This window comes from Microcystis sp. Msp_OC_L_20101000_S702 (genome assembly GCF_007095705.1).
GTDB lineage: Bacteria > Cyanobacteriota > Cyanobacteriia > Cyanobacteriales > Microcystaceae > Microcystis > Microcystis ichthyoblabe_A.
This window is the reverse complement of record NZ_SFBO01000140.1, coordinates 1-24,360: the sequence shown is the minus strand read 5'-3', so window position 1 is coordinate 24,360 and position 24,360 is coordinate 1. Positions and strand designations below refer to the sequence as shown.

General features: G+C 43.0%; 31 protein-coding genes and 1 pseudogene. 17 read left to right on the top strand and 15 right to left on the bottom strand.

The annotated features are described in order from the left end of the window. Positions 1 to 113 precede the first annotated feature (113 nt). The gene (locus EWV60_RS15235; RefSeq protein WP_158200079.1) at positions 114 to 1,187 is read left to right on the top strand and encodes a Gfo/Idh/MocA family protein; all 1,074 of its coding nucleotides are present in this window, start codon (positions 114 to 116) and stop codon (positions 1,185 to 1,187) included. A 51-nt stretch (positions 1,188 to 1,238) separates the two neighbouring features. Here the strand turns inward: EWV60_RS15235 and EWV60_RS15230 are convergent, their stop codons facing one another. Next, the gene (locus EWV60_RS15230) at positions 1,239 to 1,574 is read right to left on the bottom strand and encodes an excalibur calcium-binding domain-containing protein (RefSeq protein ID WP_004159012.1); all 336 of its coding nucleotides are present in this window, start codon (positions 1,572 to 1,574) and stop codon (positions 1,239 to 1,241) included. Between the two features lie 93 nt (positions 1,575 to 1,667). Further along, positions 1,668 to 2,972 carry a histidinol dehydrogenase gene (gene hisD / locus EWV60_RS15225; protein ID WP_287233138.1) on the bottom strand — a complete coding sequence of 435 codons (1,305 nt, stop codon included), beginning with the start codon at positions 2,970 to 2,972 and terminating at the stop codon, positions 1,668 to 1,670. Between the two features lie 66 nt (positions 2,973 to 3,038). Here hisD and EWV60_RS15220 point away from each other — a divergent pair, with 66 nt between their 5' ends. From EWV60_RS15220 to murB, 3 genes are all read left to right on the top strand, one after another. Continuing rightward, entirely contained in the window at positions 3,039 to 3,725 is a 687-nt protein-coding gene (locus EWV60_RS15220; protein WP_287233136.1) for a hypothetical protein, read from the top strand. A gap of 241 nt (positions 3,726 to 3,966) precedes the next feature. Beyond that, on the top strand, positions 3,967 to 5,394 hold the full coding sequence (murC, locus tag EWV60_RS15215; protein WP_004158996.1) for a UDP-N-acetylmuramate--L-alanine ligase: 1,428 nt from the start codon (positions 3,967 to 3,969) through the stop codon (positions 5,392 to 5,394). A gap of 99 nt (positions 5,395 to 5,493) precedes the next feature. Then, complete coding sequence (gene murB, locus EWV60_RS15210; protein ID WP_287233134.1) at positions 5,494 to 6,372, top strand: UDP-N-acetylmuramate dehydrogenase; 879 nt, start codon at positions 5,494 to 5,496, stop codon at positions 6,370 to 6,372. A 186-nt stretch (positions 6,373 to 6,558) separates the two neighbouring features. Here murB and EWV60_RS15205 read toward each other — a convergent pair whose 3' ends face one another. From EWV60_RS15205 to EWV60_RS15155, 11 genes are all read right to left on the bottom strand, one after another. Then, the gene (locus tag EWV60_RS15205) at positions 6,559 to 7,104 is read right to left on the bottom strand and encodes a hypothetical protein (protein WP_272014982.1); all 546 of its coding nucleotides are present in this window, start codon (positions 7,102 to 7,104) and stop codon (positions 6,559 to 6,561) included. Positions 7,105 to 7,133: 29 nt separating this feature from the next. Beyond that, positions 7,134 to 7,580, bottom strand: a complete 447-nt coding sequence (locus EWV60_RS15200) for a Tse2 family ADP-ribosyltransferase toxin (protein WP_002799046.1) — start codon at positions 7,578 to 7,580, stop codon at positions 7,134 to 7,136. A 6-nt stretch (positions 7,581 to 7,586) separates the two neighbouring features. Further along, positions 7,587 to 7,943: a KH domain-containing protein gene (locus EWV60_RS15195; protein WP_287233130.1), complete on the bottom strand. Its 357-nt coding sequence runs from the start codon at positions 7,941 to 7,943 to the stop codon at positions 7,587 to 7,589. A 214-nt stretch (positions 7,944 to 8,157) separates the two neighbouring features. After that, entirely contained in the window at positions 8,158 to 8,445 is a 288-nt protein-coding gene (locus EWV60_RS15190) for a HigA family addiction module antitoxin (RefSeq protein ID WP_016514525.1), read from the bottom strand. After that, complete coding sequence (locus tag EWV60_RS15185) at positions 8,445 to 8,723, bottom strand: type II toxin-antitoxin system RelE/ParE family toxin (RefSeq protein ID WP_024968549.1); 279 nt, start codon at positions 8,721 to 8,723, stop codon at positions 8,445 to 8,447. Before EWV60_RS15185 ends, EWV60_RS15190 begins: the two co-directional genes overlap by 1 nt. Before the next feature lie 303 nt (positions 8,724 to 9,026). Next, positions 9,027 to 9,419, bottom strand: coding sequence for a hypothetical protein (locus EWV60_RS15180; RefSeq protein WP_002791850.1), 393 nt, complete (start codon positions 9,417 to 9,419; stop codon positions 9,027 to 9,029). Further along, positions 9,416 to 9,793: a DUF433 domain-containing protein gene (locus tag EWV60_RS15175; RefSeq protein WP_016514527.1), complete on the bottom strand. Its 378-nt coding sequence runs from the start codon at positions 9,791 to 9,793 to the stop codon at positions 9,416 to 9,418. The genes EWV60_RS15180 and EWV60_RS15175 overlap by 4 nt, the downstream gene beginning before the upstream one ends. Before the next feature lie 464 nt (positions 9,794 to 10,257). Continuing rightward, positions 10,258 to 10,422 (bottom strand): hypothetical protein, encoded by a 165-nt coding sequence (locus EWV60_RS15170; protein WP_185237913.1) that lies wholly within the window; start codon positions 10,420 to 10,422, stop codon positions 10,258 to 10,260. Next, positions 10,419 to 10,877, bottom strand: a complete 459-nt coding sequence (locus EWV60_RS15165; RefSeq protein WP_185237914.1) for a hypothetical protein — start codon at positions 10,875 to 10,877, stop codon at positions 10,419 to 10,421. The genes EWV60_RS15170 and EWV60_RS15165 overlap by 4 nt, the downstream gene beginning before the upstream one ends. A gap of 147 nt (positions 10,878 to 11,024) precedes the next feature. Beyond that, positions 11,025 to 11,288: a WD40 repeat domain-containing protein gene (locus tag EWV60_RS15160; protein WP_287233147.1), complete on the bottom strand. Its 264-nt coding sequence runs from the start codon at positions 11,286 to 11,288 to the stop codon at positions 11,025 to 11,027. A 111-nt stretch (positions 11,289 to 11,399) separates the two neighbouring features. After that, the gene (locus EWV60_RS15155) at positions 11,400 to 11,639 is read right to left on the bottom strand and encodes a DUF433 domain-containing protein (protein ID WP_223210923.1); all 240 of its coding nucleotides are present in this window, start codon (positions 11,637 to 11,639) and stop codon (positions 11,400 to 11,402) included. A gap of 204 nt (positions 11,640 to 11,843) precedes the next feature. On the opposite strand from EWV60_RS15155, the gene EWV60_RS15150 reads away from it, so the two are divergent. The 9 genes from EWV60_RS15150 (at position 11,844) to EWV60_RS15110 (ending at position 20,270) form a co-directional block, all read left to right on the top strand. Next, the gene (locus tag EWV60_RS15150; protein ID WP_287233123.1) at positions 11,844 to 13,577 is read left to right on the top strand and encodes a peptide ABC transporter substrate-binding protein; all 1,734 of its coding nucleotides are present in this window, start codon (positions 11,844 to 11,846) and stop codon (positions 13,575 to 13,577) included. Next, entirely contained in the window at positions 13,578 to 14,534 is a 957-nt protein-coding gene (locus EWV60_RS15145) for an ABC transporter permease (protein WP_287233121.1), read from the top strand. It begins immediately after the preceding gene. 2 nt (positions 14,535 to 14,536) lie between these two features. After that, the gene (locus EWV60_RS15140) at positions 14,537 to 14,899 is read left to right on the top strand and encodes a VOC family protein (RefSeq protein WP_287233119.1); all 363 of its coding nucleotides are present in this window, start codon (positions 14,537 to 14,539) and stop codon (positions 14,897 to 14,899) included. A gap of 121 nt (positions 14,900 to 15,020) precedes the next feature. Continuing rightward, positions 15,021 to 15,749 (top strand): cytochrome c biogenesis protein CcdA, encoded by a 729-nt coding sequence (locus EWV60_RS15135; RefSeq protein WP_002757062.1) that lies wholly within the window; start codon positions 15,021 to 15,023, stop codon positions 15,747 to 15,749. A 50-nt stretch (positions 15,750 to 15,799) separates the two neighbouring features. After that, complete coding sequence (locus tag EWV60_RS15130; protein WP_193977583.1) at positions 15,800 to 17,143, top strand: cytochrome c biogenesis protein; 1,344 nt, start codon at positions 15,800 to 15,802, stop codon at positions 17,141 to 17,143. Positions 17,144 to 17,247: 104 nt separating this feature from the next. Beyond that, positions 17,248 to 18,105: a DNA-formamidopyrimidine glycosylase gene (locus tag EWV60_RS15125; RefSeq protein ID WP_193977581.1), complete on the top strand. Its 858-nt coding sequence runs from the start codon at positions 17,248 to 17,250 to the stop codon at positions 18,103 to 18,105. Positions 18,106 to 18,138: 33 nt separating this feature from the next. After that, complete coding sequence (locus EWV60_RS15120) at positions 18,139 to 19,194, top strand: potassium channel family protein (protein ID WP_002736402.1); 1,056 nt, start codon at positions 18,139 to 18,141, stop codon at positions 19,192 to 19,194. Positions 19,195 to 19,287: 93 nt separating this feature from the next. Next, on the top strand, positions 19,288 to 19,509 hold the full coding sequence (locus EWV60_RS15115; RefSeq protein ID WP_193977579.1) for a DUF4278 domain-containing protein: 222 nt from the start codon (positions 19,288 to 19,290) through the stop codon (positions 19,507 to 19,509). Positions 19,510 to 19,808: 299 nt separating this feature from the next. Further along, positions 19,809 to 20,270: a PPC domain-containing protein gene (locus EWV60_RS15110; protein WP_002778638.1), complete on the top strand. Its 462-nt coding sequence runs from the start codon at positions 19,809 to 19,811 to the stop codon at positions 20,268 to 20,270. On the opposite strand, the gene cobS is transcribed toward EWV60_RS15110, so the two are convergent. Further along, complete coding sequence (gene cobS / locus EWV60_RS15105; RefSeq protein WP_002766151.1) at positions 20,267 to 21,025, bottom strand: adenosylcobinamide-GDP ribazoletransferase; 759 nt, start codon at positions 21,023 to 21,025, stop codon at positions 20,267 to 20,269. The two genes, EWV60_RS15110 and cobS, sit on opposite strands and share 4 nt — an antisense overlap. A gap of 536 nt (positions 21,026 to 21,561) precedes the next feature. Between cobS and EWV60_RS15100 the strand changes: the two genes are divergently transcribed. The 3 genes from EWV60_RS15100 (at position 21,562) to EWV60_RS15090 (ending at position 23,035) form a co-directional block, all read left to right on the top strand. Next, positions 21,562 to 22,218, top strand: coding sequence for a nuclear transport factor 2 family protein (locus EWV60_RS15100; protein WP_002742903.1), 657 nt, complete (start codon positions 21,562 to 21,564; stop codon positions 22,216 to 22,218). A gap of 143 nt (positions 22,219 to 22,361) precedes the next feature. Next, on the top strand, positions 22,362 to 22,847 hold the full coding sequence (locus EWV60_RS15095; RefSeq protein WP_002797897.1) for a type II toxin-antitoxin system VapC family toxin: 486 nt from the start codon (positions 22,362 to 22,364) through the stop codon (positions 22,845 to 22,847). A 2-nt stretch (positions 22,848 to 22,849) separates the two neighbouring features. Further along, the gene (locus EWV60_RS15090; protein WP_002757942.1) at positions 22,850 to 23,035 is read left to right on the top strand and encodes a hypothetical protein; all 186 of its coding nucleotides are present in this window, start codon (positions 22,850 to 22,852) and stop codon (positions 23,033 to 23,035) included. On the opposite strand, the gene EWV60_RS15085 is transcribed toward EWV60_RS15090, so the two are convergent. Continuing rightward, positions 23,012 to 23,200, bottom strand: coding sequence for a hypothetical protein (locus tag EWV60_RS15085; RefSeq protein ID WP_287233114.1), 189 nt, complete (start codon positions 23,198 to 23,200; stop codon positions 23,012 to 23,014). The genes EWV60_RS15090 and EWV60_RS15085 overlap by 24 nt on opposite strands. A gap of 177 nt (positions 23,201 to 23,377) precedes the next feature. Here EWV60_RS15085 and EWV60_RS15080 point away from each other — a divergent pair. Then, a pseudogene (locus EWV60_RS15080) lies at positions 23,378 to 24,360 on the top strand (RNA-guided endonuclease InsQ/TnpB family protein); the annotation flags it as partial.

Here is a 24,360-nt window from a genome sequence, read left to right as displayed (position 1 = left end):
ATCGTGTCAGAATCTGGATAACCATGATACCATCTTGGTAATTCATCGACAAAATCAGCTTGATTAATTTAATCAAGTGGTGTGGGGAGTGTGAACACAGGAGTCTAAAATTCATGTCCAATCAACCAGCAAACTTTCCGGGTAATAGAAATCAACTCAAACCGATTAAAGTCGGGGTTATCGGGGTCGGTAACATGGGACAACACCATAGTCGCATCCTGAGTTTATTAAAAGATGTGGAATTCGTCGGGGTGGCCGATGTCAACGTCGAAAAGGGACTGGAAACTGCCAGTAAATACCGAGTCCGTTTTTTTGAAAATTATTTAGACCTCTTACCTAGGGTAGATGCGGTTTGTATCGCTGTCCCCACGCGGTTACACCATCGAGTCGGGATGGACTGTCTGCAAGCGGGAGTACATACCTTGATCGAGAAACCGATCGCCGCTAGTATTAGTGAAGCGGAATCTTTAGTCAATGCGGCAGCCGATCACGATTGTATTCTGCAAGTGGGTCATATCGAGCGTTTTAATCCCGCTTTCCAAGAGTTATCGAAGGTCTTGAAAACCGAGGAGATTTTAGCGATTGAATCCCATCGCATGAGTCCCTATTCCCAGCGCGCTAATGATGTGTCGGTGGTGTTAGATTTAATGATCCACGATATAGATTTAATTTTAGAATTAGTCGCCGCTCCCGTGGTGAAATTAACCGCTAGTGGTAGTCGCGCTGCCACTGATTCCGGTTATCTCGATTATGTCACTGCAACCCTTGGTTTTAGTAATGGAGTGGTGGCTAATTTAACCGCTAGTAAGGTGACTCATCGCAAGATTCGCCGTTTAGCAGCCCACTGTAAAAATTCTCTCACGGAAGCGGATTTTCTCAATAATGAAATCCTCATTCACCGGCAAACCACCGCTAACTATAGCACCGATTACGGTCAAGTTCTCTACCGTCAAGATGGTTTAATTGAAAAGGTTTATACCAGCAATATTGAACCTCTACACGCGGAATTAGAACATTTTGTTCATTGTGTGCGCGGTGGGGACCAACCTTCTGTCGGTGGGGAACAAGCTTTAAAAGCTTTACGATTAGCTAGTTTAATCGAACAAATTGCCCTTGATGGTCGCGTTTGGCAACAATCGGACTGGAATTATCAATATCTTAATTCTCCCGTGATTACTGCTTCTTGATTGTTTTCACCCCGATTCTTTAAGTGAGAGAATTGGGGTGAGGAAACAAAATTAGTTATCTGGAGAACTTTCCCAACATTTTTCTGAGGATTTTTTTCCACACCATTGACTTTCACAGGGAACTCCATCACCGTCTCCATCCATTTTGACATTGGGGCAATTTCTCAAGAAAAAAGTCGCTTCTGCACAGGAGGTCATCTGGGAACAGTGAGTTCTACCATCGCACCGAAATTGTGGAGAAGGACTAGGTTTTTTCTGGGGAGTGGGACGATTATTGTTGTTAGCTACGGCTAAATTATTGAGGGTTTGATTACCAGAAATTGGTGATTTTATTGATATTTGTTCGCTCAGAAAACCCAGAATTAAAATAACAACTACTTTTTTCATAAAATGCTTGCCTGATTCTCTGCTCTTATCATAGTAGCAGATAGGAGACAGGATAATAAATCAGAGTTATTCCCCGTTTCCTATTCCCTGTATTTAGAGTAAAAATTCCCTGTGTTGAATTGCTAATTTATGGGCGGGAAAACCTTCGTACTCGGCTAAAGTTTTCGTGGTTTCTTTTAACTTTTCAAAGCCTTCGGAGGTGACATAAGCCAAAGTGGAGCGCTTGAGAAAATCATAAACCGAAACCGCCGAATAGGAACGGGCAAAACTTCCCGTCGGCAGCACAGCATTGACTCCGATGGCGTAGGTAGCCATAGAGGAAGGAGTATGATTTCCTAGGAGAATTTCGCCAGCATTTTTAATCTTGCCCAGAATGGCAAAAGGATTACTAACTAAAAGCTCTAGATGTTCCGGGGCGTACTCATTGACAAAATCGAGGGATTGCTGCAAACTATCGGTTAAAATTATGCCCCCATAGGCGGCTAAACCCGCCTCACAGAATTCCCGTCGCCAATCTGGGAGTTTTTGCAGGTATTCCTGAGCGTATTCACTAGCAGCGATCGCAACCTGTTCACAATGAGTGACTAATAAAGCCGCCGAATCCGCCCCATGTTCCGCTTCAATTAATAAATCCAAGGCCGCTAAACGGGCATCGGTGGACTCATCGGCCAAAACTATCGACTCACTTGGACCTGCCGGCAAACCCACATCCACAGTACCGAACAGTAACCGCTTGGCCGCCGCCCCATAGACGCTGCACGGACCTGTAATTTTGTCAACCCTTTTGATATTTTTTGTTCCCAAAGCTAAAGCAGCGATCGCTTGTACGCCCCCTAACTTATAAATTTCTCTGACTCCAGCCATGCGTGCCGCCACCAGAGACACTGGCTCCACGTTGCCCTGTTTATCGGGGGGAGTGCAAACGACAACTCTTTCCACTCCTGCCACCATTGCTGGTATAGCTAACATTAACATCATCGAGGGAAAAGCGCCGCGGCCCCGGGGAACGTATAAACCCACATTGGGGATAGGAGAGATTTTTTCGCCAGCAAAGACACCGGCTTCAATTTCTGCCAGTTGTATTTCTTCCGGCATTTGGCGACGATGTACCTCTTGAATATTCCGAAAAGCCTGTTCAATGGCGGTTTTTACTTCTGGTTCAATTAACTGAAAAGCCCGCTCAAATTCTGCCTCGCTGACTTTGATATTTTCTACCGTCGCACCTTCGTAGTCAAAACGCCGCACATAGTCCACAACGCCGGCATCCCCCCGTTCGCGGATGGTTTCTATCACCGTTTGAGCGACTTTTAGGGCGTTATCAATATCTAACTCGGCTCTTTTCTGAAGTTTTGCCCGTTCCGCATCACTTAATTGCGAAAGTTTTAATATTCTGACCACTATTGCTGCTCCTACTGCCCCCGTCCTCTCAAGAATAGCGGGGAATCTGAATCTTTTTTGATTATAATGCAGATCATGTTTAAGCTCTCTTGCTGTTCTGTAAATGCGATCGCTCTTGGTTTGTTATGGGGGGCGAGTGGTGCTGTGTGGGCAGAAACGGATTTAGACTTAGATCTGAAAATTCGGCAAGAAAGCCCGGTTTTAGAGCGTTGGTTAGAAAAAATACCCGATATCGCCGAAGATATTCGCCGCGATCCTAGTTTTCGCACTCGTATCCGCTTGGGATATGCAGAGTTTCCTTCTAGCGATAATTCCAGTGGCCTGATTTTGGGGGTAGAAGATGTGTTTTTTGGTCAAACCAGTTTAACCCTAAGCGGCGATTATCAGACGGCTTTTAACGGCAAAAGGACGGCAATAGGAGGAAATTTACAATACTATCTCCTCCCTTTGGGTGATTATGTCAATCTGGCTCCCATGGTGGGCTATCGTTACATTCAAACAGGAAATTACAGCACCGATGGGCTTAACTTAGGATTAAAGCTCAAATTAGCCCTTTCTCGCACGGGAGCCGCAGATATCACCGTCAGTCAGAGTTTTATCTCCCCCTGTGGTGATAACGAGGTGGGATTGACTACTCTTTCGGTTGGTTATGCGATTACCTCTAATTTACGTTTAGCTGCCGATATTCAAGCCCAAAATTCCCGCGCTCGCAAAGATAGCTCCGTGGGAATTTTACTGGAATGGCTGCCCTAATTAGGTTCGTGGGGGCAGCGTGTGGGGTGTAGGGTGTAGGGTTTTACCGATTTTTGGGACGTTTGGCAAAGCTCAGTAAAAAAAAGGAATTGGGAGAAAAAATTTTAATTCTGCGTCAAGGATGTTGCAAGGTGACTGGGCAACATTTGGGAATTCTGCTCAAATGCCCCTATCATGAGGTTGACTTTACTACCGATCGAGTTTAAAACTTATATAATCGTGGGTTTGAGGAGTGAAAAAAGTGAAAAAAGTTAATTTTAACGGCCAACCTTTCCATTTTATCGGTATTGGCGGCATTGGGATGTCAGCCCTCGCTTATATCTTAGCCAAACGCAATTTACCCGTATCTGGCTCCGATTTACGTCCTACTCATATCACCCAACGGCTACAGGGAGCGGGAGCGCAGATTTTCCACCGTCAAGAGGCAAATAATTTAGCTTTATTTCATTCTCCTGGCCTTCAAAACAGTAGCCAAACAGTTCCGCAAGTAATCTGCTCCACGGCGATTAATGACCATAACAAGGAATATCAAGCGGCCAGAGACTTAGGATACCCAATTTTTCACCGTAGCGATGTTTTAGCGGCTTTAATCGCTGATTACGACAGTATCGCCGTCGCTGGAACCCACGGAAAAACCACCACTAGCAGCTTAATCGGTTACGTTTTGTTAGAAGCGGGATTAGACCCCACGATCATTGTCGGTGGTGAGGTGGACGCGTGGGAAGGTAACGCTCGTCTTGGTCAAGGTCGTTTTTTAGTGGCAGAGGCCGATGAGTCCGATGGTTCCCTAACCAAGCACGCCCCAAAAATCGGCGTAATCACTAATATTGAGCTAGATCACCCCGATCATTACCAGAATTTAAGCGAAGTTATCGATACTTTCCGTGAATTTGCCGATCAGTGCCAGATTTTAGTCGCTTGTTTAGATTGTGACACGATCGCCGAGCATTTCCGTCCGACAATTAGTTATAGTCTCGATCCCGAAAAAGGTGCGGATTACACCGTCAGCGAGATTATCTATGAACAGGGAATGATGAAAGCTTCCGTCTGGGAAAAAGGCAGTTATCTGGGACAAATGGAGGTGAAAATCCCGGGGCAACATAATATTAGTAATGCTTTGGCAGTGGTTGCCATCGGACGTTATCTCGGTTTAGAATTTGCTGTTATTGCCGATGCGATCGCTACTTTTGCCGGAGCAAAACGCCGTTTTGAACACAAGGGAGAAGCAAACGGCATCACCTTTATCGATGATTATGCCCACCATCCTAGCGAATTGTTGGCCACGTTAGCGGCTGCAAAATTGAAGGTAGAAGGCAAACAGTACCAACGTTCGATCGCCATTTTCCAACCCCATCGCTACAGTCGCACCACTGCCTTTTTGGAGGAATTCGGCTCCGCTTTCAGTTCCGCCGATGTGGTAGTCTTAACGGATATTTATAGTGCCGGGGAAGTGAATATCAATCACGTCACTGGGCAGCAAGTGGCTGAACAGGTGAGAAAACACCATAAAAACGCCTACTATCACCCCGAATTGAGTTCTTTAGGTCAATTCCTGTTAGAAATTCTCCAACCAGGGGATCTGGCTCTGTTCCTCGGCGCTGGCAATCTCAATCAAGTTATCCCCGAAATGCTCTCTCATTACCGCGAACAATTAGCAGTTAGAGTATAGGATTCAGTTATCAGTTATCAGTTATCAGTTATCAGTTATTATGTTTACTGATTACTGATTACTGTTCACTGAAAATGCTCCCCAACCCCCTAAAACCCTATGATTAAAACCTCTGTTTCTCTAGCTGATTTCACTTCCTACCGGGTGGGGGGAAGAGCGCAATGGTATGCCGAACCAGTTAATCTAGAGGAATTAAGAGAAGTGTTCGCTTGGTGGCGATCGCAAGATTTACCCTTGACTGTTTTGGGGGCTGGTTCAAATTTACTAATCAGCGATCGAGGTTTACCCGGACTTGTCCTCAATACTCGCCATCTGCGATCGAGTTGTTTTGATGCCGAAACTGCTACGATTACAGCAGCGGCGGGGGAACCCCTGCCAAAAATAGCTTGGAGAGCCGCAAAAAGGGGCTGGAGGGGCCTAGAATGGGCGGTGGGTATCCCCGGGACGGTGGGGGGGGCTGTGGTGATGAATGCGGGCGCACATACCTCCTGTGTGGCGGATCGATTAGTGCGGGCGCTGGTATTAAATCCCGATGGTCAGTTAGAAACTTTAAGCAAAGAAGATTTAAATTATAGTTATCGCAGTTCTTCTCTGCAAGGGGATCAACGTTTAGTTGTCGAAGCTACATTTCAGTTAGAAGCTACCGATAATTGTGAGGAAATAATGGCAATTACTACCCATAATTTACGCCATCGCAAAAGTACCCAACCCTATGATCGTCCCAGTTGTGGTAGTGTTTTCCGCAATCCTAAACCGCAATTTGCCGGGGCTTTAATTGAGGGAATGGGATTAAAAGGTTATCAAATTGGTGGGGCGCAAGTATCAGAGTTACACGCTAATTTTATCCTGAATATTGGTTCAGCAAAAGCCTCGGATATTCTGCGTTTAATTCGTCATGTGCAGGAACAAGTGTTCGATCGCTGGTCCCTCTGGTTAGAACCAGAGGTGAAAGTTTTAGGGGAATTTGACGGGATTTAACTATTTTTCTCGATAACGGTTGAACTCAGCCACGATGGGATCGAGTGCGACGGCAAATATTTTTATAATCCTCTAGCATGGTGCGTTCCCCAAAAATCTATTGGTGGAGCGGTAGAACTTGCATTAGGGAACGCACCCTACAGCGATGGCGATCGTACTAACAGTGGGAGCAGTCTAACGGTCTAGTTATGCCGTCTTCGCTTGTGAGGTTAACTTAAGCAGTTCATTAAGCTTATTTTTTAAGTTTTGGGATGCCATAAGCGGATTGTAGACTTCTCCTGCGTAGGGTTGCCAAACATAACTAGAACTAAAGGGGCGCAATACTGGCAATATTCCTAGCTCTTGTTCGAGTGGTTTTGCTAAAACCAGTCCTGGGATAGATAAGTTAGATGATTCTTCGATAAGCTCGCTGTAAGTTCTAAATTCATCGACTTCAACACCAACCAGTGCATAACGGAATGGGGGAGCAAATCGTAGGGACTGATATAGTAAGATACCTAACTCTGTCATTGAATATGCACTTTCAGGGCTGTCTATTCCCACTTCGCTAAGATTACTTGGTGAAACACGACACCACCAATTTTCTTCTATGTCTTGGAATATATCTGTGTGACACTGGCAATGGCGACCAGTTGACAGCAACCATGATACTCCCTCAAAATGCTGAGCAAATTTATAGGCGTTGCTCTCATCCGAACCACATTCTGCCGATAGACTAAATATCCATGCCATTTTGATAGCCTCCCATTGTGTGTATGCCACTAATCAACCTTTTCCCAATATTTTTGGGTGTTTGCCAATGCTGCCTCGTACTTTTCTAGAGCCATTGTAACTCTTGGCATGATGCTAACGTGAGTTGGGCTATCTTGGACAGCCTGTAAATCCCCTGTGATATGGCTATCGTCAATTTGCCATAAAGGGTCTTTGCCAGTTCCACCAAAACTGGCAGGTTTGCGAAATGCTGGTAAACCTTCAATGGATAGGGCAACAGACATTCCCTTTGTGTCCCTAATGGCAACCGTTACAAGATCGCCATGCAACTTACGCTGTGGCTCTGGTAACAAATAGCTTTGTTCATCTAGACAACCTACTGGCATTTGCTGAATGTTTATATCGATATTAGGTCTAACCCCTAATAATCTAGCACTACGACCAATTTTGGGTCTGTCGTTTTGCTCTGCCATGCCACGATAGTAGAGTTTCGCCATCACCCACTACTTGTATTTTACCTTTAGCTTCATTGTACCTGAAGCACCAACAATAAACTCAATTGGGACACCATCAACGTCTGAAGATAGACCAACACCAGCTTTCTGAGACATTGTAATCTCTATTTCATCAACACCATTTTCTTTTCCTGCTCGAATAATGTCGATCGCTACTTTTCTTTGTTCTGCAATCTCTTTTTCGTTAGCACCTGATGTAAGAAGGGAAATACCGTCCAAAACAAGTGCTACTGGAAGCGCCAAAGGCACCAAAGGCCCCAGCCAATGACGATTCTGCGCCAAGAAGGTAAGCGCTTTATGCCGTTTTTCTAGCGTTGTGATGTCAAACTCGTTGGATTCACTCATACTCATTGGCTGGGTTCTATATAGCTATCGATTAACGAAGTGTTGGAATACAAACACAGAATATCACGCCCAAAAGCGTGTTAGCCAGATTAGCCTACTGCTAGTGGAGCAGTAGGAGCCACATTAGGGAACGCACTCTACAGCGATGGCGATCTGCTATGCAGTGCCTTCGGCATCGCACTGGGGTGTTGAGTCCGTCGGCTGCAAACCCTGGTTAGACAACTGATAGCCGTTTGACTTTGATATTGCCAATTGTCTGCTCTGCTTGCCATAGATCGTATTGCATTTGCTGATTGAGCCAACTTTCAGGAGATGTATCGAAAGCTTTCCCTAAGCGAATTGCCATTTCGGGGCTAATACCTGCCCTACCATTTAAGATGGTAGATAGGGTTTTTCGACTTACACCCAATGCTTCAGCAGCCTCAGTCACAGTCAGATTCAAAGGTTCGAGACAAAGTTCTTTAAGAACTTCACCAGGATGTGGTGGATTATGCATTTTCATCAGTGGTAGTCCTCAAGATCGACATCACAAGCATCAACACCGTCAAAGGTGAAAGTGATCCGCCAGTTTCCAGATACTCTCACCGTCCAGGTTCCTTTACGTTGCCCTGCCAGTTCATGAAGTACCAATCCGGGTAAGTTCATGTCTTGCGGTGAAGTTGCCGCACTGAGACGAGCCAGAATCAGCCGAATTCGTTGGGCATGATTTGCTTGAATACCTCGGGTGGTTCCCGATTCAAAGAACTGCTCTAGTCCTCGATGCTTGAAACTGACTATCATCCATTAAGTGTAACCCATAACGTTACTGGTTACAACCCAACGATAAAAAAATAACGCCTACTATTTTCAATATATCTCGTGGGTGGTGCGTTACGACTACTGGACTATTGATTATACGGAAACTTTCCGTATATCTCGCCCAAAAGCGTGTTAGCCAGATTAGCCTACTGCTAGTGGAGCGGTAGGAGCCACATTAGGGAACGCACCCTACAAGATCGGCGATCACACTGATTAGCTTTCGTCGGTCGGAGTGCATTGGGGTTGTTATGCCTTGTCACCAACAGATATGATGCGCCAATCACCTTATGGAATAAACAACCGACCAGCCCCCATATAGTCTTGGATATCGATCACAATTTCTACAAGCCTTTCAACGCAGCGTTCTCGATAGTCAGATTCATTGACCCTATCCGGATCGCCAATCGTAATGATCGGAAATGAAGTCGGTTGATTTTCTTCACGCATTACTTGTTCCAACGAGTCTTCACCCTTCGCATTCCGGTTTGCTGTAAGTAAGAGCATCCCGTTGGTTTGGGCAAATCTCCAAACTACTCGATCATTGCTGTCTGCGGGTAAGCCAACGTCTTCAAATGTCCTCAACCGAATTAGAGCGAGATCTAATAACCCGCTAACAACAAGACTTCCAGAGATCAGAATTGCCTGCCGATTCAAGTTGTAATCAGCCAGAACAATCATTGCTTCTTCGCTTCCCGCTTTGCTCTCCGTTCCTGAAGTTTAGCTCTAACCGCTTCATAGCCTGGACGAGGAGGAGTAGCAGCGATCCGAGCAAAACGTTCGCGATTCCTCTCTTCCCAAAATTGTTTAGTTTCTGCGGCAGTCTTTAAAACCTCCTGATATTCCGCTTCCACTTCTGTTCGATGTGTTTCAATGTAGGAAAGGGCAGCATGAATCTGAGCATCTGTAAAATTGAAGGCATCACGAATAAACTTGGGTGGATACTGAGCTTTGAGATAATCCATTACGTCATACAGAGTAATACGAGTATCCGCAATTGTAAGCCCTCGCTCTGTGCGGATTATAGCTGTTTGTCCATTCGATGCCAGTGCCATAGCAGTCTTAGCTTTTAATCATTTAATTCCATAGTAGCGCACAAAAAAAGCAAGGGGAGCCAACGTCCCCCAACAACTGATTCACAAAATCCTTAATCCTCAACCCAGACCTTCAAAATGTATTTCAGCCTCGTTCCTGCATCTAGCCAGTAATGAACTCCAACATCTGGCAGTTCAGTATCATTTGTGTGAGCGTCACCCCGTCCTATGCCATCATCAAAGGGAGTAATACGGTGTTTGGAAACCTCTTTGTGGAATTCCACCCGTGTTATTCTTGCTCCGGTGCAAGGAAATTTATCGTCTCCTCACTTACCAAGAAATCCACTTTCATAAGTTTGTGAAACATCAACTGCTAATCGTTCAGCCATAATAAACCTCCTTTTTTGCTGTAACTTTTCCGTATATCACGCCCAAAAGCGTGTTATCCAGATTAGCCTACTGCTAGTGGAGCGGTAGGAGCCACATTAGGGAACGCACCCTACGGCTAACGGCAAAACGCAGCGGCGGCAGATAACCTCGGCATCCCCACAAGCGGCTTCTATCCGTCCGCTGCCGTGGAGTGTTAGCTTGAGATCGCTAACATTAAGTGCCAATAAATCCTGAGAAAAGTTTTGTATTATCTTATTCACATTGGACCTGGTGGAGTAAGTAGTATAGTCCAGTAAGCAATTGAAACAGTAATTCCATTAGCAATTACTAGACACCAAAAAATTTTTGCTGTCCACCTAAACTTAAAAATCCAAATTAGACTCATAACCTCAACAACTGCATTCAACAGCGCAGCCAGAATACAACTCACTATCCAAGTAACTGGATTGAATGTACCCCAGTGAAACAGGGGATGGATTGTGATAGTTGCAATTAACTCCCAGACAATACCAGACAAAGGGATGCCGACAATACCTACAACTGTAGAAACGAGGTTCATCACAAGAGTCATCAATCCTACTTTCCATATTTTTTCTTGGGTCAGCCATATTAAGCAGAGGAACTCAATCAGGAGACTAATTCCAACTATCCACCATGTGTTTATACGTTCAACCAGATACAAAGACGGCCAAATGACATTTGCGAGAATCATCATTTTTATAATTAACGGATTGGCTCAATATTAATAAATTATGCTCACAGTATAATCTTTGAACAAATTTATGGACGACCTCGAAGCTCTGTCCCTGCAGAAAATCTAGCAAGCTAACGATCCGCTTCACCCGCCGCTAGTAGCCTTCACTTACTTTGTCTGCCAGTCCGGACTATACTTCTGACAGGTTTCTCTAGCACCTCTAGCAATTTCATCCTGAGCTAAAGTTTCAGGATCGTTCAAAACGGGATGGTAGCGGAGTCTATTGCAGGCGATGTCCAGCCAACCCTGCCAATTTCCAACCCAAGCTCTTACCGTCTTATCTTCACTGCCACTGACAATCCACTTGCCATCAGGGCTAAATACCAAAGATTTAACAGCCCCGTTATGATGGAACGGTTGGCTTACAGCAATTTTGTAGGGTGCGTTAGGCGGTGATAAGCTTGGAATGAAAAAACAAAATTAGTAATCCGCCGTAACGCACCAGTTAAGTATTATCAAAGTTCTCATCAACCAGAAGCTTAATCATTCTTGCTGCGCTGCTTTACGCGCAAGAAAGCGATCTCGCAATCCCTGGGGGTCAAATCTCTCTTGATTGATTACCCGAATCTCCTGTGCTTGCTGTTGTCGCTGTTGCAAGTAGGATTCTACTTCCGATTGGTGCTTGAGGTAAAAAGCGATCGTGGCGTAAACGTCAGCTAGATTTAGTGATGGGTAACGATTAACGATTTCCGCTGCCGTCGCACCCTGATGAAATAAGGTCATAAGCATTTTCGTCGCCGTGCCTAGAATTTTATTGTCTAGTACAGCATCGCTATCATAGCACGATCGATTTAACTTGACTAGGAATGGATAAAGGCAAATAATCAATTAATCGATCGAGATCAAGACTCAATGTCTGATAACTTGTTATTGGTGGGGTAGGGAATCACCTAAGTCACCCTGTTGAACTATTGATTGTCACTAAAAATGTTTAAGCGATCGCTTTTCTTGCCCCTGTTAATTTTATCCCTTAGTTGTACGCTGCTTTTTAGTGCTTGTCGTCAACAAACAGCTAATAATCCTCCGGCAACGACCAATAATAATTCAGAAACTTTAAAACTTTTATATTGGCAAGCGCCGACGATTTTAAATCCCCATCTCTCCACGGGATTTAAAGACTCAGAAGCGAGTCGCATTACCTTAGAACCTTTGGCTAGTTTCGATGAAAAAGGGGAATTAGTTCCTTTTTTAGCGGCAGAAATTCCTACTATTGAAAATGGGGGAGTTGCCCGGGATGGTAAATCGGTGACATGGAAGCTAAAAAAAGATATTAAATGGTCAGATGGTACTCCTTTTACTGCCAAAGATGTCATCGCTACCTATAATTTTATTACCAATCCGAAAACTGGTTCTACTAGCGCTGGCAATTATGAAATAGTTAAAAGTGTGGAAGCGATAGATCCCCATACAGTTAAAATAACTTTTAAGCAAGTTAATCCCGCGTGGTCATTAGTTTTTGTGGGAACAGAAGGGATGATTTTACCCGCTCATCTCTATGAAAAGTATAGCAATGAAACGGCACGCCAGGCCCCTGCTAATTTATTACCGGTGGGAACTGGCCCCTATAAAGTGGTAGAATTTAAGCCTGGAGATACGGCAGTTTATGAACCAAATTCTTTCTTTCGAGAAGCGGATAAATTGGGTTTTCAAAGAATAGAATTAAAAGGAGGAGGTGATGCCACTTCGGCGGCAAGAGCGGTTTTACAGACACAGGAGGCGGATTATGCCTATAATTTGCAAGTAGAGGCCAAGGTTTTAAGTGATTTAGAAAAAGCGGGTCGGGGTCAGTTAATATCTAGTTTCGGTTCTTTGATTGAAAGAGTTTTATTTAATCTGAGTGATCCTAATCAAGCTACTCCTGAAGGTGAGAGGTCTAGTATTAAGTTTCCCCATCCTTTTTTGAGTGATGTGAAAGTAAGAGAAGCTTTGTCGTTAGCCGTTGATAGAGATACTATTGCCACGCAGCTTTATGGTATTACTGGGAAAACAACTCCTAATTTTATCGTGATGCCATCGGAATATAATTCGCCCAATACTAGCTATGAATTTAATCTAGAAAAGGCTAAGAAATTACTAGATGATGCGGGATGGAAAGATAGTAATGGTGATGGCACTAGGGATAAAAATGGGGTAGAAATGAAATTAGTTTTTCAAACCACTGTCAATCCTCTCCGTCAGAAAACCCAAGAAATTATCAAACAAAGTTTACAAGCGATCGGGATAGGAGTAGAATTAAAAACTGTTGATGCCAGTATTTTCTTTTCTAGCGATCCTGCTAACGATGACACGGTAGAAAAGTTTTATGCTGACCTACAAATGTACACTACTGGTAATAATAGTCCCGATCCGAAAGCCTATTTTAAAACCTTTACCTGTAGCGAAATTCCCCAAAAAGCTGATGGTTGGGCCGGGGATAATTATGCTCGTTATTGTAATCCTGAATACGATAAATTATGGCAAGCTTTTAGTCAAGAATTAAACGCAGAAAAACGGCGAGAAATAGCGATTAAAATGAATGATATGTTAATCAATAATTTTGTGATTATTCCCCTAGTTCATCGTGCCGATGTGGTGGCAATTAGCAATAGTTTGTCGGGGTTTAAATTAACTCCCTGGGATAGAAATACTTGGAACATCAAGGACTGGAAGCGTAGTAAATAAATGCTCAAATATTTTCTGAAAAGATTATTATTTTCGATTCCCACTCTTTTGGCTATTAGTATGGTGGTTTTTGGCATTTTGGCCCTAGCACCGGGGGATCCGATGGGAGAATTTGCCGCTAATCCTGCTATCACCGAAGCGGTGCGAGAAAATATTCGCAAAAGTCTCGGATTAGATCAACCGCTTCCCGTGCGTTACGTCAAGTGGTTGTTAGCATTTCTTCAAGGAGATATGGGCTATTCTTTCACCAGTCGCAGCCCAGTTTTTACCCTCATTTGGCAGCGTTTACCCACAACTATCTGGATTGTCGGTATTGCCTATATTTTCGGGGTTTTAATTGCTTTTCCTTTAGGCGTAATTTCAGCAGTCAAGCGCTATTCTTGGTTAGACAAAATCATCTCTACTTTTTCGCTACTTGGCTTTTCTTTACCCACTTTTGTAACGGGATTATTATTAATTATTATCTTTAGTGTGCAGTTAAACTGGCTACCATCTTTTTATAACAGTACCCTAGAAATCAGTGATTTTAATAGTTTGATCGAGCAGGTTAAACAGTCAATTATGCCCGTAACTGTATTAAGCTTATATCAAGGGGCGATGTTGATGCGTTTTGTGCGTTCTTCCGTAACTGAAGAAATTCACCAAGAGTACGTTAAAACTGCCTTAGCCAAGGGATTAACTAATTTTTCTGTTCTAACTAAGCATATAGTTCGCAATGCTTTAATCCCCGTTGTCACCCTGATTGCTCTCGATATTCCCTCAATTTTTACCGGTGCTTTAGTCACAGAACAAGTGTTTCGTGTACCGGGTATCGGTGCTTTATTAATTGATTCTATTTCCCGCAGTGATACCCCCGTAGTAATGGCGATTACCTTTATCTATGGGATTTTAATTGTTATCTTTAACTTAATTGCCGATTTAACCTATAGTTGGCTCGATCCGCGAGTCAGATATTAACTATGAACATCACCAAATCCTTACACACGGGGATTTTAGTCACCGATCTAGAAAAAGCTGTTAACTTTTACGAAAATGTTCTAGGATTGACTAGAATCGATCGCCCTTTTCAATACGATGGGGTTTGGTATCAAGTGGGAGATTATCAAATTCATTTAATTGTCGATACCAATTATCAAAACTACCGTCCCAATCCCGAAAAATGGGGACGCAATCCTCATCTTGCCTTCGCTATTGATGACGTGGCGGCCATGGGTAAGTATCTAGAAAGTCAAGGTTATACAATTCAAATGAGTGCCTCGGGTAGAAAGGCATTATTTGTCAGTGATCCCGATGGTAATATCCTAGAAATGAGCCAAATTTAGCCTTAATTAGCTAGACACAATTAATTACACATATCTAACTACCCCTTGCCTCTTGCCTTTTGCCTTTTGCCTATCCTAACCAAGAAGTTAATTTTGTTCTATTGCTTAAAAATTCTCGAATATGTTAGACCAATTACAGACTCAACTCTATCACCTTGAACAATACGCCGATCGCTTAGTGACTTCCCAACTAACTCACCTTAGTTTTGTCAGTATTGCCGTGATTTTTCTAGCCGGTTTACTTACCAGTCTTACCCCCTGTATGCTGTCGATGTTGCCGATTACCGTCGCTTATATCGGGGGTTACGAAAATAAAGGTCGTTTAGCGGCTTTTTGGCAGTCCACATGGTTTTCTCTGGGATTAGCCACCACCTTAGCGGGATTGGGACTAATTGCCGCTACTTTAGGAAAAGTCTATGGACAGGTGGGGATCGGTTTACCAATTATCGTCAGTGCGATCGCTATTCTGATGGGGTTAAACCTCTTGGAATTATTACCCCTGCGCTTCCCCTCCCTTGGCGCTACCGATTGGATTACCGGCGATTTTCCCCCGATTTTGCGGTCCTATCTTCTCGGTTTAACATTTGGTTTAATCGCCTCTCCTTGCAGTACACCTGTTCTAGCAACTTTATTGGCATGGGTGGCAAATACGGGAGATTTAAGCTTAGGAGGGGGATTATTGTTATCCTACACTGCCGGCTATGTTTTACCCCTAATTATCGTCGGTTCTTTTACTGCCTCGCTGAAAAGCTTTCTTTCTCTGCGTCAATGGTCCGGGTGGATTAATCCTGTCAGTGGGGTTTTATTAATCGGTTTTGGAGTTTTTTCTTTATTATCCCGTCTGCTGTGATGGTGGAGAGTTATGATAGATAATTGGCTAGAATTGCAAAACTTTTAACTATGACTATATCGGAAACTTCCTCAAATTTAAAGAATAGACCGCCTCAATGGGGACGTAAATTTATCCAGACTATTGCCGATCTGCGATTAGCAATTATCCTCTTACTTTTAATCGCTATTTTTAGCATTTCTGGGACGGTAATAGAACAGGGTCAATCTCTATCTTTCTACCAAGCTAATTATCCTGAAAAACCCGCTTTATTTGGGTTTCTGACTTGGAAAGTTTTATTACTATTGGGATTAAATCATGTTTATAGCACTTGGTGGTATCTATCATTATTAATTCTCTTTGGTTCCAGTTTAACCGCTTGTACCTTCCGACGACAATTACCCGCTTTAAAAGCGGCCAGAAAATGGCAATTTTATCAACAATCTCGCCAATTTCAAAAACTGGCTTTAAGTGCTGAATTAGAAACTGGTTCCCTAGAATCCCTCACCCCCCTATTAGAAAAAAAAGGCTACAAAGTTTTTCTAGAAAATAACAGTCTTTATGCTCGTAAAGGTCTGATCGGTAAAATCGGTCCGATTATCGTTCATGCAGCCATGTTAATTATTTTAGCAGGAGCAATCTGGGGAGCGTTAACGGGGTTTTTCGCTCAAGAAATGGTAGCTAGTGGCGATAGTTTTCAGGTTAAAAATATTATTGAAGCTGGACCATTATCTAAAAATTCTCTCCCCAAGGATTGGGGGATTAAAGTTAATCGTTTTTGGATTGATTATAGTCCTAAAGGTGATATAGAACAATTTTATTCTGATTTGTCGGTGATCGATAATCAAGGACAGCAGATCGATCGCAAAACTATTCAAGTTAACCAACCTTTGCACCATAAAGGGGTGACTTTTTATCAAACCAGTTGGGGAATTGCTGGGGTAAAAGTACAGGTGAATAATAGTCCGATCCTACAGCTACCGATGGCTAGTTTAGACACCAAAGGTAATGGACAAATCTGGGGAACGTGGATTCCGACTAAAACCGATCTTAGTGAGGGAGTTTCTCTTTTAACCAGAGATTTACAAGGTACGGTAATCGTCTATGATGCTAAGGGAGATTTAACCTCTGCTGTACGAGAAGGAATGACGATTCCTATCAATGGAGTTAATCTAAAAATAGTCGAATTAGTGGGCAGTACAGGGTTACAAATTAAGGCAGATCCGGGAGTACCTATCGTCTATTTAGGTTTTGCTTTATTGATGATGGGAGTGGTAATGAGTTACTTTTCCCATTCGCAAATTTGGGCTTTACAATCGGGCGATCGCTTTTATATTGGTGGTAAAACTAATCGCGCTCAAGTCAGTTTTGAACGGGAAATAATTGATACTATCGAAATGTTAAAGTTAAAGTAGAATTGACGTTAATTTGGTGTCGTTTCCCGATGAAAAGTTCTGTTTATCTATCTTTTGCCTTTTGCCTACCCTAACCAAGAACTTAATTTTGTTCAATTACTTATATGCCAGAATTGCCAGAAGTAGAAACGGTGCGTCGCGGATTAAATCAAGTTACCCAGGGCAAAAAAATTATCGGTGGGGAAGTATTATTACAGCGTACCCTAGCCTATCCTAATTGTGAGGCAACTTTTCTGCAAGGAATTGCTCAGACTACGATTACCAATTGGCAGCGCCGAGGCAAATATCTCCTCGCCAATTTAGATAATGGTAGCAGTATCGGGGTTCATCTGCGTATGACCGGACAATTGCTCTGGGTAAAAGATACCACTCCCCTGCCGATTCATACGCGCTTACGCTTCTTTTTTGCCAATCAACAAGAATTGCGCTTCGTCGATACCCGCACTTTCGGGAAAATTTGGTGGATTGCCGCCGATAAAACCCCAGAAAGCGTGATTACTGCTCTCAAAAAACTGGGATTGGAACCCTTTGATCGCAATTTTACCCCCGATTACCTCTATAGTCACTGTCAAAAAAGTCGTCGTCCGATTAAAACTTTTCTCCTCGATCAAAATGTGGTGGCAGGAATTGGTAATATCTACGCGGATGAAGTTCTTTTTAAAAGTGGTATCCATCCCCAAACTGCCGCTAATCTCTTAAAAATTGAGCAAATAGACTTATTGACAAAAAACATTATTTCTGTACTGGAAACAGCGATCGCTGAAGGCGGCACCAGTTTTAGCGATTTTCTCCACGTTACGGGAGTTAATGGCAATTATGGGGCGATGGCCTGGGTTTATGGTCGTACTGGCGAAAATTGTCGCCTTTGCGGTGCAACTATTGCCAGAATTAAATTAAGTGGACGCTCCTCTCATTTTTGTCCCCAATGTCAAGTCTCAACAGTAATCAGTAAACAGTTGTAAGCTGATAGCTAGATGGTCAGGTCACGGAAATCGATGCAAAGTTCACTGAAAAGGATTATCATCGGTGCGAGTTTTTTTCTCGCTACGGTAGTCGGAGCAACTATCGGTTATATGGCCTACGGTTGGAGTTTTCTAGATGCCGTTTATATGGTGATTATCACCATATTTGGGGTAGGTTTCGGGGAAGTTAAACCGATTAACACTCCCAGTCTGAGAGCTTTTACCATGTTAGTTATCATCTGTGGGACTACCTCGGCCGTTTATGTGGTGGGAGGGTTTTTTCAGATGCTCACCGAGGGAGAAATTAACAAAGCCTTTAGCGATCGCCGGATGAATAAAGAGATGGAATCCCTAGAAAATCACGTCATAATCTGTGGTTTTGGGCGCATAGGACGCATCCTAACGACTAAATTGGCAAAAACAGCCCAATCCTTTATTATCGTCGATAATAACCCCGATCGCATCCGATTAGCTCAGGAAAAAGGTTACATAACTCTTAATGGTAACGCCACCGATGAAAGTATTCTCCAAAAAGCCGGCATCGACAAAGCGCGAGTTTTAGCGACTGTGTTACCCGATGATGCCTTAAATGTCTTTATCACTTTAACCGCAAGAGAACTCAGTCCGCAACTATACATCATCGCTAGAGGAGAATATCCCAGCACTGAGAAAAAATTAAAATTAGCTGGAGCCGATCAAGTGGTTTTACCTGCTACCATTGGAGCAGAGAGAATGGCCCATTTAATCACCCATCCGGCCGCGATTGATTTTTTACAGGAAGATGAAGGTAGGCGCAATCTTAACGAATTATTAGCCGATATCGACCTACAATTTGAAGAATACTCGATTTTAAGCAATTCTCCTTTTTTGGGACAACCCATCAGTCAGATGGAAGTGCGGGGACAGGGTGCTTTTATTATCGTTGCTGTGCGTCAATTTGATGGTGGTGTCATCGCCCATCCCGACAATTCCACCATTCTACAGCAAGGCGATACGGTCATTTTATTAGGTCATCGGGGCGATGTTCCTAATTTTGCCCGTCGTTATGCTCTGCGTCGAGAAATGCGCTATCGTGGGTCTTCTTGGTAGGATATTTACCTACAAAAAAGTTGAGATTTTCTGGAATTAATTTCGCTGCCGATGGAGATAAGACTAGCTCACTAATTATCTCCAGAGACAGCTATGAAATTAACCTATCGCGGCATTGCTTACGAGAAAAATCCCACTGCCACCGTTGCTTCCAGTCCGCTGATTTTAGGCTATCGTGGTGTTCCCTATTTAAAAAACCGTGATGTCGCTCAAAGCATTGAGAAACCGGTAGCCGTTACCTATCGCGGTCAAGCCTATAATATCACTCAGTCTTTAGCTTCTTTGCCCATGGAAAGACCCTCTTTAAGTTTTTAACTTCTAGTTCTTTTTTCAATCAATCTCTTTTAAAGATTGTCAATTAATGATTTTATCAATTACCTTAAACGGGTTGTATCTCCCCTCTTGCTCCCTTGCTCGAAGGGAGATTTTTTTACTCGTTTTTGCCAACAAGAAATAAGTACCTAAGCAAAATTAATTACACATATTTTTCCCTTCCGCAGTTCCGCAGTTCCAGCGTTCCCCCGAAAGGGGGTGTGAATTTAATTTTGTCGAACTGCTGATAGTTATCAGTTTTTTGTAGAATAGGGAGATTGAGAAAACGAATACCTGCCCCTATGACAAGATTCCCTTTGACTGGTCGCTATTCTGGTTTATGCGTCTTGCTCACTTTATTCTGGTTAAGCGGTCAATCTTTACCAGTGCGAGCGGAAAAAATCTATAATCCCGTCCCCCTCATCCTCAATAAAGAAATTAACGATACTCTCACCGACAAGGATATTCCCACGGGTGAGGGGGGGTTTGCTAGGGATTATACCGTAGATTTGGAAAAGGACGATCAGGTGGCCATCGATCTCAAATCGGAAAACTTTGATGGAGTTTTAATTCTCCTGGCCGACGATGGTTCCACTGTAGCGGAAAATGATGATGGTCCCGATGGTGGCACTAATGCTCTCCTTTTTGCACGGATTACCGAGTCGGGTAAATATATTATTCGGGTGAGAGCTTTCGGAGAAACCGGTGGGGGAAAATTTACCCTGAAATTAACCCGTTTACGGGCCGTGGAGGGCAAAAATTAGCTAATTATTGTCAAAAAAACCAAGAATAGAGCCTCTGTCCACTCTACCACCGCACCGTAGGTATCGCCAGTGTGACCGCGAAGACGACGATATAACCAGTAACCAGTAAGCAGAGCGAGGGCGATTCCAGCACTAATGGCGATTATTCCCCACCTTAGACCACCAAATAGGGCGATTAACCCCCAAATTACTCCCCCACAGTCCCAAGGCAGACAAAAAGCCACTTTATGAAAGGCTCCCTTGCCGGTGGGTTTGAGGTAGGGATAAAGAGCGATCGCCATTACTTGCCCCCAACGTCCCCAAATTGGTGCTAAAATTAGAGCTAAGGCTCGATTATCGCTTAAATCCGTCAAAGCGGCGATTTTTAGCAGCAAAACCATGGTCACGGCCATGACTCCAAAGGCCCCGGTAACACTATCGGCCATGACCGCTAAACGACGCTGGGGGTCGGTGACAGCTAAACCATCGGCCGTGTCACTAACTCCATCAAGGTGTAGTCCTCCCGTTAGATAAACCCAAACTCCCACAAGGACAACCGCACGAGTCAGGGGTGGCATTCCCAGACCAGCTAGAGTTATATCGAGCAAAACCAGAATTAAACCCAAAAATAAGCCCACTAAGGGAATCCATCGGGCAATTCTACCAAAATCCGGCCAGGCAATCGGAACGGGAATAATCGTGTAAAAAGCGATCGCACCTAAAAATGAGCGAATTTCTTGACAAATGAAGTTAAATATGGTAATCAATCTCCCCAAAATTAGATTCCGGTATGGCAGCCTTTCTCATAAAGATGAAGTATAACCTAATTTTGTATCGGCCACCCTGTGGGATTTTCAAAACATCTGAGAACGCCTATAATAATTTAATTCGGCATAACAGACTTACTTGTAATTTTATAGAAAAACTTCTTGCGATCGCTCTATAGGAGAGTAATATGCGGAAAGATTTCTTAAAAAAATGTGTATTTAGCGTGATATGTGGAAAGTTTCCGTATAATCCATAGTTAGGCCAAACAGTGAAGTCCGTCAAGGTTGCCTGTTTCAATTAGAGATTAGGTGATCGCAAAATGGTTCGCTTCCTTGTTCAGTCCACAGGGGTTATTCGCGATCATGGAAATTAAGAATAGTTAAGTGATCGGGCATAACACACCATTGGAGCGGACAATATTAATGGGTTTTTGTTGGGGGGGAAATACGATCATTTACCGCTCAATTAAACCTTTGGGTAAACACGAGGTATTCGTTTTTTAGGTAAGTTTCAGCAATTTTAAAGATCACAGAAGGAGTTAAATATGTCAGCAGAGAATATTCCTATTCAAATACAAGATAGAGATAATGTACTTGTGGCTGATGAAGGCATAGAATGGCGTTATGGAAAACGCCCTGATTATTCAGGAACGAATAAAACATTAAGGGCGCAAAGCGAAAAACACCATCCAACTGGCTCATTAGAAGCTATTGCACAAAATTTAGTAAGAACATTTGAAATGGAAGCCACTTATAAGCTAAATCCAAATCAATGGACATCGGTGGATATACATCAATTTAGAATGCGTACTAACCACGGTCCGGAATATACGGTACAAGACATTATAGAACGCGGAACTTATAATTTATTTTTAGGCGAAACACCGGTTTATAGTTCAAAAGCAGAAGATTTTGAATCAGGTGCAGCAAGTTTTATGAATGCTTTTAAAACTGGCTTTGTTTGGGAAGTTATTGAAGCTTATAGCGGTCCGCCAAGAGTTATTTTTAAATGGAGGCATTGGGGAACACATCAAGGAGAATTTAAAGGTCACGCGCCTACCAACAAACTAATTGAGGTATATGGCATTACAATTGCTGATGTAAATGCAGATTTAAAACTGACTTATGTCGAACATTTTTTTGATAATAGCCAATTTTTAGAAAAATTGGTTTCTGGCGGAAAGTGTCCAATGCACGGTTAGGAGAGGATAACTAAGTGTGATGGCGAAGGCAGTGCGTAGCAGTACGCTGATCCTGTCGGTTGGGTTGGCGGCTGTTACCCAACACCCTCAAAACCAAGATTAAATAAGGTAGGATAGAGAGCGAAAAGATATTCTAGGTTGCCGTGAATGGAAGCGTCTATATTGAAACAAGTATTTTTGGGCATTTAACCGCCAGACCCACTGACAATCTGATCGTTGCTGCTAATATCAAGATCACCCAGGATTGGTGGAACGAACATAGTAGCTCATTTACGCTTTACGCATCAGAGATCGTTGAAGATGAGGCAGCTAAGGGAGATCCGATAATCGCCGCTCAACGGTTAAACTTGTTACAATCCCTAATGCTTCTCGAACTTACGGAAGATGCGTTTGAACTTTCGCAAGCGTTTCTGACTCAAAGCAATCTGCCACTAAAGGCATCTAATGACGCTTTACATATGGCATTAGCAACCGTCTATAACTTAGATTATTTGCTAACATGGAACTGCAAGCACATGGCAAATGCCCAAATTCAGCGTAAGCTGGCTCAGATTAGTTCTGATCTCGGATATATATTGCCAGTTATTTGCACTCCTTATGAGCTTATTGGATATAACCTAGAGGTCTAGTCATGTATAAAAATGAAATTCTCGATGAAATTCACAAGTATAGAGAAGAATACGCTCAATCGTTTCAATATGACTTAAGAGCTATTTTTAATGACTTAAAGCAGAAGCAACTGGCTCATAAAGATAGATTAGTTAGGTTGCCAATTAAGCGAGCGTCTAACAAATCACTGCACCCGACCGCCGGCTAAAGTATTCAATGGAACCGCTAAATCTATAGTGCGATGGCGAAGGCACTGCGCAGCAGTACGCTGATCCTGTCGGTTGGGTTGACAGACATTGGCATCTGGTAAGTTTAGGGATGGAATTAGATCTTTATAACCCTGAACGAGACAGTCACGTACATTACTGTTCATCAGAGCTTTTGTGCGGTGAAGACGCTCCTCCGTGAGCTCAGGTCTATTCTTCAAAAGATTCCGAATCCACTCATCATGAATTTCATCGAAAATTTGGGTCTGAAACCCCGTCGTTCTACGACGGCTTTACTGTTAAATATGAGCATCGTTTACGAAATATATGCTAAAATGTGAGATATGGAAAAAGCCTATTCTTACCGATTTTACCCCACACCAGAACAAGAGTCGCTATTGCGGCGCACATTGGGCTGTGTAAGATTGGTTTACAACAAAGCTCTCCACGAACGAACACAAGCTTGGTATGAAAGACAAGAAAGAGTAGGATATACTGAAACTTCTTCAATGCTAACCGACTGGAAAAAGCAAGAATAATTAGAGTTTTTAAACGAAGTTAGCTGTGTACCTTTACAACAAGGGTTAAGACACCTACAAACAGCTTTTACTAACTTCTTTGCTGGTCGTACTAAGTATCCCACCTTTAAGAAAAAACATCAAGGAGGAAGTGCCGAATTTACCAAATCTGCTTTTAAATTTAAAGACAAACAAATCTATTTAGCCAAATGCACAGAACCTTTACCTATTCGATGGTCAAGACAAATACCAGAAAGCTGTGACCCAAGTACAGTAACAGTCAGATTACATCCATCAGGACGTTGGCATATCTCAATTAGATTTGATGACCCAACGATTAAGCCTTTACCAGTAACAGATAAAGCCATTGGAATTGACTTAGGAATTAGTAGCATTGTGATTACCAGCGATGGCGATAAAGTATCTAATCCCAAGCATTTTAAAAAGCATTATCGGAGGTTGCGAAAAGCGCAAAAAAATCTTTCTAGAAAACAGAAAGGGTCAAAAAATCGTGAAAAAGCAAGAATCAAAGTAGCCAGAATTCACGCTCAAATTAACGATAGTAGAAAAGACCATTTACACAAGCTAACCACTCAATTAGTTCATGAAAACCAAACGATTGTGGTTGAGAATTTAGCCGTCAAGAATATGGTCAAAAACCCTAAATTATCTCAGGCAATATCTGACGTTAGCTGGGGAGAAATCACCCGACAATTAGCCTATAAATGCCGTTGGTACGGTAGAAATTACATCGAAATAGATAGATGGTTTCCTAGCTCTAAAAAGTGTAGTAATTGCGGGTATATTGC